Source organism: Lentzea sp. CA-135723 (genome assembly GCF_050936595.1).
Lineage (GTDB): Bacteria > Actinomycetota > Actinomycetes > Mycobacteriales > Pseudonocardiaceae > Lentzea.
The window spans coordinates 1,329,147-1,341,966 of record NZ_JBNJMK010000001.1 but is presented as its reverse complement, the minus strand read 5'-3'; the positions used below and the strand labels follow the sequence as shown (position 1 = coordinate 1,341,966).

General features: G+C 72.3%; 14 protein-coding genes. 10 read left to right on the top strand and 4 right to left on the bottom strand.

Annotated features, from left to right (window positions below; translation table 11 throughout):
* Positions 1–7 precede the first annotated feature (7 nt).
* The 7 genes from ACQEU1_RS05835 to ACQEU1_RS05805 all read left to right on the top strand — a co-directional run bounded on the left by ACQEU1_RS05835 (position 8) and on the right by ACQEU1_RS05805 (position 6,394).
* On the top strand, positions 8–676 hold the full coding sequence (locus ACQEU1_RS05835) for a flavin reductase family protein (protein ID WP_433197004.1): 669 nt from the start codon (positions 8–10) through the stop codon (positions 674–676).
* Positions 654–1,514: an ROK family protein gene (locus ACQEU1_RS05830; RefSeq protein ID WP_433197002.1), complete on the top strand. Its 861-nt coding sequence runs from the start codon at positions 654–656 to the stop codon at positions 1,512–1,514. The genes ACQEU1_RS05835 and ACQEU1_RS05830 overlap by 23 nt, the downstream gene beginning before the upstream one ends.
* Positions 1,511–2,962: an aldehyde dehydrogenase family protein gene (locus tag ACQEU1_RS05825; RefSeq protein WP_433197000.1), complete on the top strand. Its 1,452-nt coding sequence runs from the start codon at positions 1,511–1,513 to the stop codon at positions 2,960–2,962. Before ACQEU1_RS05830 ends, ACQEU1_RS05825 begins: the two co-directional genes overlap by 4 nt.
* 119 nt (positions 2,963–3,081) lie before the next feature.
* The gene (locus tag ACQEU1_RS05820) at positions 3,082–3,981 is read left to right on the top strand and encodes an ABC transporter ATP-binding protein (protein WP_433196998.1); all 900 of its coding nucleotides are present in this window, start codon (positions 3,082–3,084) and stop codon (positions 3,979–3,981) included.
* Positions 3,981–4,709 (top strand): ABC transporter permease, encoded by a 729-nt coding sequence (locus ACQEU1_RS05815; protein WP_433196996.1) that lies wholly within the window; start codon positions 3,981–3,983, stop codon positions 4,707–4,709. The genes ACQEU1_RS05820 and ACQEU1_RS05815 overlap by 1 nt, the downstream gene beginning before the upstream one ends.
* Positions 4,710–4,718: 9 nt before the next feature.
* Positions 4,719–5,792: a sensor histidine kinase gene (locus ACQEU1_RS05810; protein WP_433196994.1), complete on the top strand. Its 1,074-nt coding sequence runs from the start codon at positions 4,719–4,721 to the stop codon at positions 5,790–5,792.
* Complete coding sequence (locus ACQEU1_RS05805; RefSeq protein ID WP_433196992.1) at positions 5,789–6,394, top strand: response regulator transcription factor; 606 nt, start codon at positions 5,789–5,791, stop codon at positions 6,392–6,394. The genes ACQEU1_RS05810 and ACQEU1_RS05805 overlap by 4 nt, the downstream gene beginning before the upstream one ends.
* A 44-nt stretch (positions 6,395–6,438) precedes the next feature.
* On the opposite strand, the gene ACQEU1_RS05800 is transcribed toward ACQEU1_RS05805, so the two are convergent.
* Entirely contained in the window at positions 6,439–6,840 is a 402-nt protein-coding gene (locus tag ACQEU1_RS05800; protein WP_433196990.1) for a hypothetical protein, read from the bottom strand.
* A gap of 130 nt (positions 6,841–6,970) precedes the next feature.
* Between ACQEU1_RS05800 and ACQEU1_RS05795 the strand changes: the two genes are divergently transcribed.
* Entirely contained in the window at positions 6,971–9,607 is a 2,637-nt protein-coding gene (locus ACQEU1_RS05795; RefSeq protein ID WP_433196988.1) for a BTAD domain-containing putative transcriptional regulator, read from the top strand.
* Here the strand turns inward: ACQEU1_RS05795 and ACQEU1_RS05790 are convergent.
* Entirely contained in the window at positions 9,604–10,164 is a 561-nt protein-coding gene (locus ACQEU1_RS05790) for a TetR/AcrR family transcriptional regulator (protein WP_433196986.1), read from the bottom strand. The genes ACQEU1_RS05795 and ACQEU1_RS05790 overlap by 4 nt on opposite strands.
* A 107-nt stretch (positions 10,165–10,271) precedes the next feature.
* On the opposite strand from ACQEU1_RS05790, the gene ACQEU1_RS05785 reads away from it, so the two are divergent.
* Positions 10,272–10,706 carry a DUF6069 family protein gene (locus ACQEU1_RS05785; protein WP_433196984.1) on the top strand — a complete coding sequence of 145 codons (435 nt, stop codon included), beginning with the start codon at positions 10,272–10,274 and terminating at the stop codon, positions 10,704–10,706.
* On the opposite strand, the gene ACQEU1_RS05780 is transcribed toward ACQEU1_RS05785, so the two are convergent.
* Positions 10,696–11,265, bottom strand: a complete 570-nt coding sequence (locus ACQEU1_RS05780) for a TetR family transcriptional regulator (RefSeq protein WP_433196982.1) — start codon at positions 11,263–11,265, stop codon at positions 10,696–10,698. The genes ACQEU1_RS05785 and ACQEU1_RS05780 overlap by 11 nt on opposite strands.
* A 96-nt stretch (positions 11,266–11,361) precedes the next feature.
* On the opposite strand from ACQEU1_RS05780, the gene ACQEU1_RS05775 reads away from it, so the two are divergent.
* Positions 11,362–12,369 (top strand): NAD(P)-dependent alcohol dehydrogenase, encoded by a 1,008-nt coding sequence (locus tag ACQEU1_RS05775; protein ID WP_433196980.1) that lies wholly within the window; start codon positions 11,362–11,364, stop codon positions 12,367–12,369.
* Here the strand turns inward: ACQEU1_RS05775 and ACQEU1_RS05770 are convergent.
* Positions 12,366–12,812, bottom strand: a complete 447-nt coding sequence (locus ACQEU1_RS05770) for a VOC family protein (protein ID WP_433196978.1) — start codon at positions 12,810–12,812, stop codon at positions 12,366–12,368. The two genes, ACQEU1_RS05775 and ACQEU1_RS05770, sit on opposite strands and share 4 nt — an antisense overlap.
* Positions 12,813–12,820: the final 8 nt, after the last annotated feature.

The following is a 12,820-nucleotide window of genomic DNA, read 5'->3' as shown; positions in this document are numbered from 1 at the left end:
ATCACCTATGACGACCCGTCCAGGACCTCCCGCGCACCTGTCCGGCCCGCTGGAGCTCGCCCCGGCGGACTGGCCGGTCGGGGATGTGTACCACGTGCTGACGGCTTTGGTGGTGCCACGGCCGATCGCGTGGGTGTCCACTGTGGGCGCTGGCGGAGTTCCCAACGTGGCGCCACATTCGTACTTCACCCTCGTCTCGCACGACCCGCCGCACGTCGCGTTCAGCACCACGGCCGTGCGCGACACGCTGACGAATCTCCGCGCACACCCCGAGTTCGTCGTCAACGTCGTGACGATGGACCTCGTCGAACCGATGAACCTGACGTCGGCGGACTTCCCGCCGGAGCAGGACGAGTTCCGCTGGGCGGGACTGACGGCGGTGGCGGCGAGGACGGTCGGCGTGCCGAGGGTGGGGGAGGCGAAGGCGCACCTGGAGTGCCGTGTCGTGCACGAGCTCGCCGTCGGCACGGCGACGCTGGTGATCGGCGAGGTGCTGCACCTGCACGTCGACGAGCGGGTGTGGCGCGACGGCAGGGTGGACCCGCGGTTGCTCGACCCGGTGTGCCGGCTCGCGGGCAGCGGGTACGCGGCACTGGGGGAGATCTTCCGGCTTGACCGTCCACGATGGACCGATCTGGAACGACAGGAGGCCGATGCTCGCCGGAATCAAGGGTAGTGGCGCGGAGTTCCGCGCCGTGGTGGGAACGGGGCCGCACGACGTGCGCGCCGAGGAGGTGTTCCCGACCACGACGGCGGACGAGACGATCGCGCGCGTCACCGGGTTCCTCGCCGCGCAGGGGGAGTTCGAGCACGTCGGGCTGGCGTGCTTCGGCCCGCTCGACCTCGACCCGCGGTCGGCGACGTACGGGCACATCACGTCGTCGCTGAAACCGACCTGGCGCGACTACGACCTGCTCGGGGCGGTGCGCGCGGCGTTGCCAGTGCCGGTGACGCTGGAGATCGACGTCAACGCCTCGGCGCTGGGGGAGTGCGCGGCGGGCGCGGGCGTCGGCAAGCGCAGCGTCGTGTTCATGACCGTCGGCAAGGGGACGGGGATCGGCGCGGTGCTGGGCGGTCGTCCGCTGCGCGGCCGCAGTCACCCGGAGATGGGGCACCTGCCGGTCGCCCGGCACCCGTCGGACGTCTTCGCCGGCACGTGCCCCGCGCACGGCGACTGCTTCGAGGGCCTGGTGAACCCCGCCGGGCTGGCCGCGCGCGGACTCTCCGGGCACGAGCAGGCGTTGCTCGCCGCCTGGTACCTCGCCCAGGTCGTGATGACCATGACCTACTCGCTGTCGCCGGAGGTGATCGTGCTCGATGGCGCCGTGGGCACGCTGCCCGGCGTCCTGCCCGCCCTGCGCGAGGCGACGCTCGACCGGCTCGGCGCCGACCCCGCGATGGCCGGGGTGAAGGCCGCCATCGACACCTACGTCGTCGCGTCGCCGCTGGGCGGGCGCGCCGGAGTGCTCGGCACGTTGCTGCTGGACCAGGCCTACGAGAGTGAGGACGCATGACCCCCACCGATCCCCGCGAGGTGCTCAACCTGATCGACGGCAAGTGGCAGCCCGCGCGTTCCGGCGAGACCCTCTCCAGGGAGAACCCCGCCAACAAGGCCGTCGTGGTCGCGACCTGCCCCGCGTCGTCCGCGGAGGACGTGGACGCGGCGGTCGAGGCGGCGCGCCGGGCGTTCCCGGGCTGGGCGGCGACCTCGGTCGAGGACCGCATCGCCGTGATCCGCCGGGCGCTCGACCTGCTGACCGAGCGGTCCGAGGAGATCGTCGTCGCGGACGTGCTGGAGTCCGGCAAGACCAGGGCCGACTGCGCTGGCGAGGTGGCCCGCGCGTTGTCCGCGACGAAGTACCAGCTCGACATCGCCCCGGACCTGCTGGACAGCCGCGGCGTGCTGGACTCGGGGCTGGAGGCCTGGTCGCAGCTCGCACCGGTCGGCGTGGCCGCGCTGATCACGCCGTGGAACTACCCGTTCAGCGCGGTGCTGCGCAAGAGCATCCCCGCGCTGGTGGCGGGCAACTCGGTGGTGGTGAAGCCGTCCGAGCTCACCCCGGTCACCGGCGAACTAGTCGGGGCGGCTTTGACGGACGCAGGCCTGCCCGCCGGCGTCTACAACCTCGTCTACGGCACGGGCGCCGCTGCCGGCCAACGGCTCGTGGACCACCCGGACGTGGACGCGATCTCGTTCACCGGCTCGACGCGGGTCGGGCTCGCCGTCGCCGAGGCCACCGGCGGCAGGGACGTGAAGGTCCAGGTCGAGATGGGCGGCAAGAACCCGCTGGTCGTGCTGGCCGACGCCGACCTCGACGCGGCCGTGGACGCCGCGATGCACGCCTCCTACACGGCGGCGGGCCAGTGGTGCATCGCGACGAGCCGGATCATCGTCGAGGAGGCGGTGTTCGACGAGTTCCGCACGCGGTTCCTCGACCGCACCCGCGAGGTCCGCGTCGGCGACGGCTTCGACGAGAACGTGCACATGGGCCCGGTCAGCTCCCAGGTGCAGTACGAGAAGGTGCTGTCGTTCTTCGAGCCGGACAAGCTGTCGGGCACCGTCCTGATCGGCGGCGGGCCCGCTCCCGACGCTCCGGACGGTTACTTCATCGCGCCGACCGTGATCGAACGGCCCGCTCAGGACTCGCCGGTCACCCAGCAGGAGATCTTCGGGCCGGTCGTGTCGCTGTTCGGCGCCGCCGACCTGGACGAGGCGATCGCGCTGGCCAACGGCACGCCGTACGGGTTGTGCGCGGCGATCTTCACGCAGGACCGGGAGAAGGCGGTGAAGTTCGCGCACGCCGTGGACGTCGGCCGGGTCGGGGTCAACATGCCGACGTCGGTGGGCGATCAGCAGGTGCCGGGCGGTGGCCGGAAGAACAGCGGGCGGGGGGAGTACGAGGGCGCGGACGCGGGCATCGCGTTCTTCACGCACCTCAAGCCGATCTTCTTCAAGCCCTGATCGACAGTGGGAGGGGCCGCCGCGGGGCAGCCCCTCCCCTTGATCCATGACATCTGTCATGGCCAGGTCGTGACGCTTGGTCCCCTCGTCGCACGTCCTCCGCGCCGAGCATTGTGCCCATGACGGAGACAGCTGTGCGGGCCGGCGCCGCGGTGGCGTTGAACGGCCTGAGCAAGAGGTTCGGCGAGGTGCGCGCGGTCGACGGCATCGACCTCGTCATCTCGCCCGGTGAGGTCGTCGCGCTGCTCGGCCCGAACGGCGCGGGCAAGTCCACGACCGTCGACATGCTGCTCGGGCTGTCCACCCCGGACGCCGGCGAGATCAGCGTGTTCGGCAGGACGCCCCGCGAGGCCGTGGTGGCGGGGCAGATCTCGGCGATGCTGCAGAGCGGCGCTCTGCTCGACGACGCGACGGTCGGCGAGACCGTCGGGCTGATCGCCGCGCTGCACCACAAGCCCATGCCGGTCGCGCGGGCGTTGGAGCAGGCGGGGATCGCGGATCTGGCCGGACGGAAGTGCACGAAGCTGTCCGGCGGGCAGAAGCAACGGGTGCGGTTCGCGCTGGCGCTGGTGTGCGACCCCGACCTGCTCGTGCTGGACGAGCCGACGGTCGCGATGGACGTGGAGACGCGCCGGGCGTTCTGGAACCAGATGCGCGCGTACACCGACACGGGTCGCACGGTGCTGTTCGCGACGCACTACCTCGAAGAGGCCGAGGAGTACGCCGACCGGGTCGTGCTCATGCGTTCCGGCAAGATCGTCGCGGACGGGTCCGTGGCGCAGGTGCGGGCCGCCGTGTCCGGACGGACGTTGCGCGCGGTCGTGCCGGGCGCGGGAGACCTCGACCTGCCCGGCGTGCGGTCCGCCGAACGCCGCGCCGACCGGATCACGTTGACCTGCAACGACTCCGACGCGGCCGTGCGCGCGCTGCTGGCCCGCTACCCGCAGGCCCACGACATCGAGATCACCGCACTCGGCCTGGAGGACGCGTTCCTCGCGCTGACGGGGGAGGACCACTGATGAACACGCGTTTCCTGGGGCTGGAGCTCCGCAGGGCCGTCCGCAACGGCCGGTACCTGATCTTCACGATCGCGATGCCCGCCATCCTGTTCGTGCTGTTCGTGAACCTCTACGGCGGAGGCGACGGCAAGTTCCCGAACGGCCTGCCGGTCACCACGTCGTTGATGATGAACATGGCGTTGTTCGGCGTGATGGCCGGACCGCTCACGATCGGCGCGCGGATCGCCGTCGAACGCGGCCTCGGCTGGCAGCGGCAACTGCGGCTCACCCCGATGACCGGCACCGGCTACCTGACCACCAAGGGCGCGCTGGCCATGCTGGTCGGGCTGCCGGGCATCGTGCTGGTGTGCGTGATCGGCGCGGTCGAGGGCGTGCGGATGAGCGCCCCGCAGTGGCTCGGCGTGTTCGCGACGCTGTGGCTCGGCGCGATCCCGTTCGTGCTGCTGGGCATCGTGATCGGGCTGATCGCGAGCCCGGACGGGATGCAGGCGATCACGGGTCTGGCGTCGATGCTGCTCGGCCTGCTCGGCGGCATCTGGATCCCCGCCGACGTGGCGCCGGCGTGGCTCGCGGGCCTCATGAAGATCCTGCCTACGTACTGGGTGAAACAGCTGACGCAGGCGCCGTTCGTGTCCGGAGTGGACGTCAAGGAGGCGTTCCTCGTGATCGGGCTCTGGGTCGTGGCGCTGGGGGCGATCGCCGCGCGCCGCTACCGCGCGCAGAGCTAGGTTCGTCCGGTGAGCGGCAACAGGTGGATCTGGTTCGGCCTCGTCTTCGTCCTGCTCTACATCCCGGCCGTGATCTACGACGTCGTGGTCAGCGACCGGGGTGTGGTGGCGCAGGTCGTGCTCGTCGTGCTGCTGGTGGCGTACGCGGCGGGCTGGCTGATCGCGCCGAAGTTCTTCTGGGGCAGCGACAGCGAGAACTTCAACACCGCGCTCGCCCTCGGCCTGACCGTGCTCGGCCTGGTCGTCGTGTACTCGCTGGGCATGTCGTACGCGGGCCTGATGGTCTACGTCATGTCGTCGACGGCGGTGGTGCTCAAGCCGTTGCGCGCCATCCTGATCGACGGCACGGTGCTCGTGCTGCTGGCCGGGACGATGTACCTGGAGCAGGACCTGGCGATCGACGGCGCGCAGCTCGGCACGTTGCTGTCGCTCTCGCTGGGCATGCTCGCGGTGGGCAGGATGATCAGGGCGAACATGGCGTTGTCCGCCGCCCAGGACGAGATCGCCGCGCTCGCCCGCACCGAGGAACGCAGCCGCCTCGCCCGAGACCTGCACGACGTCCTCGGGCACAGCCTGACCACGATCACGCTGAAGGCCGGGGTCGCGCGGCGGTTGCTGGAGAGCTCCTCGACCGACCGGGCGCTGGAGGAGATCCGCGAGGTCGAGCAGCTGACCCGGCAGGCGTTGAGCGACGTCCGCACCACGGTGTCGGGCTACCGCGAGGTGTCGCTGTCGGCCGAGATGGTCGGCGCGCGGGCGGCGTTGCGGGCGGCCGAGGTCGAGGCAGACCTGCCGCACGCGGTGGACAACGTGCGACCCGAGCTCCAGGGGGTGTTCGGGTACGTGTTGCGCGAGGCGATCACGAACGTGCTGCGCCACGCCGCCGCGACCAGGGTCTCGGTGCGCCTCGGCGACACCTGGCTCGAGGTGTGGGACAACGGACGCGGCACCGGTGTCGGCACCCCCGGCACCGGGCTGCGGGGCCTGGGGGAACGGCTCGCGCCGCACGGCGGCAGGGTCGTCGCCGGCCCGCTTCCCGACGGTGGCTACCGGCTGCGCGCCGAGGCGGGGGAGACGGCGTGATCAAGGTGCTGCTGGCCGACGACCAGGCGCTGGTGCGGGGCGCGTTCGCCGCCATGCTCGGCCTGGAGCCGGACATCGAGGTCGTCGCGCAGGTCAGCTCGGGTGACGAGGTCGTGGCCGAGGCCCAGCGCACCCGGCCCGACGTGGCGTTGCTGGACGTGCAGATGCCGGGCAAGGACGGCCTCAGCGCCGCCGCCGACCTGCGCCGTGCGTTGCCGTCGTGCCGGGTGATCGTGTGCACGACGTTCGGCAGGCCGGGCTACCTGGCGCGGGCGATGGCGGCGGGCGCGGCCGGGTTCGTGGTGAAGGACGCCTCACCGGAACAGCTGGTCGACGCCGTCCGCCGGGTGCACGCGGGACTGCGCGTGGTCGACTCCGCCCTGGCCGCGGAGTCGTTGGCCACGGGCCAGAGTCCGCTCACCGACCGCGAACGCGACGTGCTCGCCGTCGCGCGGGACGGGGGGACGGTGGCGGACCTGGCGCGGGCGTTGCACCTGTCCGAGGGGACGGTGCGCAACCACCTGAGCGCGGCCATCGGCAAGACGGGCGCGCGCACCCGCGCCGAAGCGGTGAAGGTGGCGGAGGACAGCGGCTGGCTCTAGGCCTCCCCCGGAACACGCCGGGGGAGGCCCGTCAGCAGCCGGGGTCAGCAGCGGCGGTGGTTGCGCAGCTCCCACCGGGCGACGCTCTCACCCGGCAGCGGCTTGATGGCGAACTCCTCCGCACCCGCGACCGTGCGCTGGAATCTCCACGCGCCCCCGTGGTAGCCCCAGGCGTCGACGCAGGAACCGGCGCCGACGTAGAACGACACCGCGCGGCTCCAGTACAACGGCGAGCCGTCCGTGCGGCGGTTGGCGGGCAGCAGCGCCTGGTACGGGCCCGCGACGTTGTCCTTCGACACGCCGACGCTGATGTTCGTCTGGTTGCTGATGTAGCTGGTGACCTGCAGCGGAGTGATCTCCGGTGCCGCGACGGCCGGTGCGGCACCGGCGACCCCGGCGGCCAGCAGCGTCGCCAGCACCCCGGTCAGGACGGTGACCCTCTTCATGGTTCCCCTCTCGTGGCGCCGCCCTCGGTTCGAGCGGCGACGCCAGCTTCTGGGGCCGTTCGGGTGATTTGACCGTGTTTTCGCACAATCCCCTGGTCACGGCAGATAGGCCTGCGGGCGGAGGTGGGGGATGGGGGAGCTTCGTCTGCTCGGCGCGGTGCTCGCGGTCGTGGACGGCGAGGTGGTCGATCTGGGGCCCGCCCGGCAGCGGTGCGTGCTGGCCGCGCTGGCGGTGGACGCGGGCCAGGTGGTCTCGGTCGACCGGCTGATCGACCGGGTCTGGGGTGGTCGCGCGCCGCTGCGGGCCCGCCAGACCCTGGTGAACTACCTGTCCCGGTTGCGCCTGGTCCTCACCGCTGGTGCCCTCGTGCGCCGGTCCGGCGGCTACGTGCTGGAGATCGCGCCGGGGGAGATCGACCTGCACCGGTTCCAGGACCTGTGTGCGCGTGCCCGCGCCGAGGACGATCGGCGGGCCGCCGAGCTGTGGAGCGAGGCGCTCGGGCTGTGGCACGGCGAGGCGCTGACCGGCCTCGGCGGTGAGTGGGCCGAGGCCGAACGCACCCGGCTGCACCGGCTGCGCCTGGCCGCCGAGTCGGACCACGCCGACGCCGTGCTGCGGCTCGGCGGCGGGGAGGACCTGGTGACCGCGCTGTCCGCACGCGTCGCCGAGCACCCGCTGGACGAGCGCGTCGCCGGGCAGTACCTGCTGGCCCTGCACCGGGCCGGGCGCACCGCCGACGCCCTGGAGCACTACCGGTCGCTGCGGGAGCACCTGGTCGAGGAGCTCGGCACGGACCCCGGGCCGGAACTGAGGGACGTGCACCGGCGGGTGCTCGCGGCCGAGCCCGATCTGTCCGCCGAGGACGCCGTGCCCAGACAGCTGCCGGCCGCGCCGAGGCGGTTCGTCGGCCGCGGCCCCGAACTGTCCTCAGTGGACAAGGCCCTCGCCGGCGCGGGTGCCTCGGTCGCGATCAGCGGTCCGGGTGGCATCGGCAAGACCTGGCTCGCCCTGGCCTGGGCCCACCGGAACGCGCACCGCTTTCCCGGCGGGCAGCTGTTCGCCGACCTGAGGGGCTTCGGCACCGGCGAGCCGAAACCGGCCGCGGACGTGCTGGCGGACTTCCTGACGGCGCTGGGATGCGACCGCCTGCCTCCGGACGTCGACGCCCGTGCCGCGCTCTACCGCACCCGCACCACCGGGAAGTGCCTGCTGATCGTCCTGGACAACGCCGCCACGGCCGCCCAGGTCGTGCCGCTGCTGCCCGGCGGCGACACGTGCACCGTCCTCGTGACGAGCCGCAACCGGCTGTCCTCGCTCGTCACGAGGCACGGGACCGAGCCGGTGAGCCTCGGCGTGCTCACCGACACCGAAGCCCGCGCACTTCTCCAGGGCGTGCCGGACGCCGTTCCCGGCCTGACCGCGTTGTGCGGGGGCTTCCCGCTCGCGCTGGGGCTGATCGCCGCCCGTGCGAGCTCCTGCCCCGACCTCGTGACCGAACTGCGCGACCTCGGCGTGGAGGCACTGCACGCGGACGACCCCGACGCGAGCCTGCCCGCCGTCCTGTCCTGGTCCCTGCACCACCTCACCGACCGGCAGCGCGACGTGTTCGGGTTGCTGGGCGTCGCACCGGGACCCGACATCGACCTGGCGGCCGCCACCAGCCTCACCGGACTGTCCACTCGCGACACCCGAGAGGCGGTGCACGCGCTGGCCGAGGCGTCGCTGGTCACCCTCACGGCGGGGCACCGGATCGCGATGCACGACCTGGTCCGCGCCTACGCCGCCACCACCGCGACCGGCGCCGCGCGACCGGCGCTGGACCGCGTGACCGACTTCTACCTCGACTCCGCGTGCGCCGCCGATCTCCTCCTGGACCCCCACCGCGATCCCGCCCAGCCCGCTCCTCCCGCGTCCGGTGTCCGGCCCGCGGACGTCCCCGCCGCCCTGGCCTGGCTGGACGCCCACCACCCCCACCTGCTCGCCGCCCAGCGCTCCGCCGCCGCGCACGGCCGCGACCAGGCCGCGTGGCACCTCGCCTGGGCGCTCACGACCTTCCACTGGTGGAGGTCGCGCCGCGACGACGAACTGGCCGTGTGGCGGGTCGCCGCCGCCGGGCACCTGGGCGTCGCCGAACAGGTCGCCGCTCACCGCCACCTCGGCCAGGCCCACGTGGAACTCGGCCGGCACCAGGAAGGCATCGGGTTCCTCGTGCGGGCGCTCGAGGTGGCCGAGCGCCACGAAGAGGTCACGCAACAGGCCCTCACGCACCACGCGCTGACGCGAGCGTGGGAACTCGACGGCGACGACCGGCAAGCGCTGGAGCACGCCCGCCACGCCCTGCGGCTGTTCCGCGACCTCGGGCAGCCGACGAGGGAGGCCGACACGCTCAACACCGTGGGCTGGTTCCTCGCCTGCCTCGGTGAGCACGACCCGGCCCGCGAGCACTGCCAGGCCGCCGTCGCCCTGAACCGCCGGCACCGCAACCCCGACGGCGAGGCGGCCGCCCTGGACAGCGTCGGCTGGATCGACCACCGCACCGGCCGCCACGAGCAGGCCGTCGAGCACTACCGGGCAGCACTCGCGCTGCGCCGCGGACTGGGCAACACCACCTGGGCCGCGTCCAGCCTCGACCACCTCGGGCACCCTCTCGCGGCGCTCGGCCGGCACGACGATGCGCGCGCGGCGTGGCGCGAGGCCGTGGAGCTGTACCGGGAACAGGGCCGCGACGACGACGCCGACCGCCTGCAGCGACTGATCGACGCCTAGGGCCGGTGCCCGTCGAGGAACCTGCGGACCACGGCCTCGGGATCGGCGGGCGTCTGCGTGGCGAGCTGGTCCACGCGCCGGGCCACCGAGCGCATCATCAGCGGTCCGACCAGCGCGAAGAACGTGTGCCGCGGCGGTTCGACGACGAGCGACCCGCGCCGTTGGTGGTGCAGGATCACCTCGTCCACCCGCCGCAGCAGCTTCTCGGGTTCGGTGAGCACCGCGGCCACCTCGGGGCTGAACCTCGCCTCGCGCATCAGCGTGAGCACGACGCCGCTGCGGGCCTCGTAGAGGTGCGCGTAGTAGCGGACGATAGTGAGCAGGTCGGCCACCACGTCGTCGCCAGGGGCGTCGAGGTCGAGCGCGAAGCCCGCGAAGCTGCCCCGCACCGCCTGTTTGAGCAGGTTCTCCTTCGAGGTGAACCGGCGGAACAGCGTCGCCTCGTTGATCCCGGCGGCCTCGGCGATGGTGCGGGTGGTCGCCCGTTCGTACCCCTGCTCGGCGATCACCTCCAGCACCGCGTCGAACACCGCCTGGTCGCTCACCCGGCTCGCCACGCACCCCTCCACTTCAATGCAAGTGTGCACTTGCATTGAGCGTGCCTCAGTGGCTACCTTGTTTGCAAGTGACTGCTTGCAAATCAGCCTACCGAAGGACACGGACCATGGCCGACACCAGCTTCCCCACCCGTTCCTCGGCACTCGCGCCGAGCGCAGGAGAGGTCGTCGTGGGCCTGCTCGGCGCCGCGGTGGTCTCGATCGTCGTCAACGCCCTGATCGCCCTCGTCGCGGGCAGGTTCGTGCCGGAGGGAACGGAACGCGTCGGGCTCGCGCTCGCGGAGTACGCGCCGGCGACCGTCCTCGGCATCCTGCTCGGCACGCTCGGCTGGTACCTCGTGCGCCGGTTCGCGGGCAACCCCCGCCGCGTGCTGCGGGTGCTGGTGCCGGTCGTCGTCGTGCTCTCGTGGATCCCCGACCTGGGCATCCTCGCGGGCGGCGCGGCACTGGTGAACTCGCTGGCGCTCATCCTGATGCACACCGTCGTCGCGGCGGCCACCGTGCCGGTGCTGTCGCGCGTGCTGCCGCTGTCTAACCGCTGAACGCGCGCCGCACCGTCTCGGCGAGAGCCGCGCGCCGGCGTTCGTGGTCGGCTCGCGCGTCCGCCGGGGTGGCCGTGTAGAACAGGCTCGCCGGGGACCAGGTGAGCGCGAGCATCGAGACCATCGCGAGAACGTCGGCCGGATCGAGCGCAGGGTCGATCCGGCCGGCCCGCTGCTCGGCGGCGATGGCGCCGAGCTTGAGCTCGGTCTGCTCGGGCATCGACGTGACCAGCGCGCCCGCCGGGATCCGTTCGAGACGGGCCCAGGTCGCGAGGCGCACCAGCTCCGGCTTCTCCAGGCAGGAGTCGTAGAGCGCGGCCGCGTAGCCCGGCAGGTCGCCCGCGGTGAAGGGGACCGCGTTCACGAGCGCGTCCGCCTGCAGCTGGAAGACCGTGTCGAAGAGCCGCTCCTTGTCGCCGAAGTAGGCGTAGAGCTGGGCCTTGTTCGCCTTGGCCGTCGCGGAGATCCGGTCGACGCGGGCGCCCGCGATGCCGTACGCCGCGAACTCCGCCGTCGCCGCGTCCAGCAGTCGCTGCCGGGTGGCTTTGCCATCGTTCACCTCCGCAGTCTAACTAACTCGTTGGTTTGCGCGATCCGTCATCGCATGCTTACCTGGAGGAGTAACTAACTAGTTTGTTTTAGTGCGGAGGGGATCATGCGAGTTCAGGCGTACGCGGCGATGGAAGCGGGCGGTTCCCTGCGGCCCTACGAGTACGAGAGCGGGCCGTTGGGGGTGAACGAGGTCGACGTGCGGGTGACGCACGGCGGCGTCTGCCACACCGACATCGGCGTGATCGACAACGAGTTCGGCATCTCCCGGTACCCCGTCGTGGCCGGTCACGAGGCTGTCGGCGTGGTCGAGGCGGTCGGTGCGGACGTCGGCCTGGCGATCGGCACGCGGGTGGGCGTCGGCGCGATCGCGGGCTCGTGCTTCCGCTGCGAGTGGTGCCTGCGCGGCGAGACCAACCTCTGTCCCGCGCGGGACGACACGGTCGTGCGCGGTGACCGGGGCGCGTTCGCGAGTCACGTGCGGGCGAGCGACTGGCGGCACGTGCACCCGATCCCCGAGGCGATCCCGTCCGCCCAAGCGGCGCCGTTGTTGTGCGCCGGCACGACCGTGTTCTCGCCGTTGCTGGTCAACGGGGTGCTGCCGGTGCATCGGGTCGCGGTCGTCGGTGTCGGCGGGCTCGGGCACCTGGCGATCCAGTTCCTCGCCCGGTGGGGCTGCGACGTGACGGCCATCTCGACCAGTCGGTCCAAACGCGACAGTGCGGAACGTTTCGGTGCCAACGGGTTCATCGCGTCCGGCGAGGAGGGTGCGCTGAGTGCCGCCGCCGGGTCGTTCGACTTCGTCATGTGCACGGCCGGCGCGAACCTGCCGTGGGACGACTACCTCGGCCTGCTCCGCCCCGGCGGCACGCTGTGCCTGGTGGGCGTCCCCGGCCAGGCGATCGCGCTCGGGCCGATGAGCCTGCTGCCGGCCGCCAAGCGGGTGGCGGGCGGCATCGTCGGATCCGCCGCGCACACCCGGCAGATGCTCGACTTCGCCGCCCGCCACGGCATCCGGCCCGAGGTCGAGACCTACCCCGTCGCGGACTTCGGCCAGGCGCTCGGCCGGGTCCGCGAGGGGAAGGCGCGCTACCGCGCGGTCGTCGAGTTCTAGACCGCGACGTCCACGATCCACGTCACGCCGAAGCGGTCCGTGAGCATGCCGAAGCCTGGCGACCACTGCGCGGGGCCGAACTCCTCGACGATCGTGGCGCCGTCGGCGAGACCCTTCCAGAGGGCGCTCATCTCCTCGGCGGAGTCGCCGCGCACTGACAGGAAGAACGGCTCGGTCGTGAGCGTGACGCCGTTCTCGCGGCGCGTCTCGCCCGGCGTGGCGGGGGCGTTCGCGCCGGGCACGTCGTAGGCCATGACGCGGAAGCCGTTGTCCGCGACGACCTGGCCGAAGACGACGTTCTGGGCGCCGGGGACCTCGGCGGGCATGCCGAAGTCGCCGTAGGTGGCGATGGTCGTCCGCCCGCCGAACACCGAGGCGTAGAACTCCAGGGCCTCCCTGGCCTGGCCGCGGAAGTTCAGGTGGGTGACTGCGTTGAGCGACATGGTGGTCC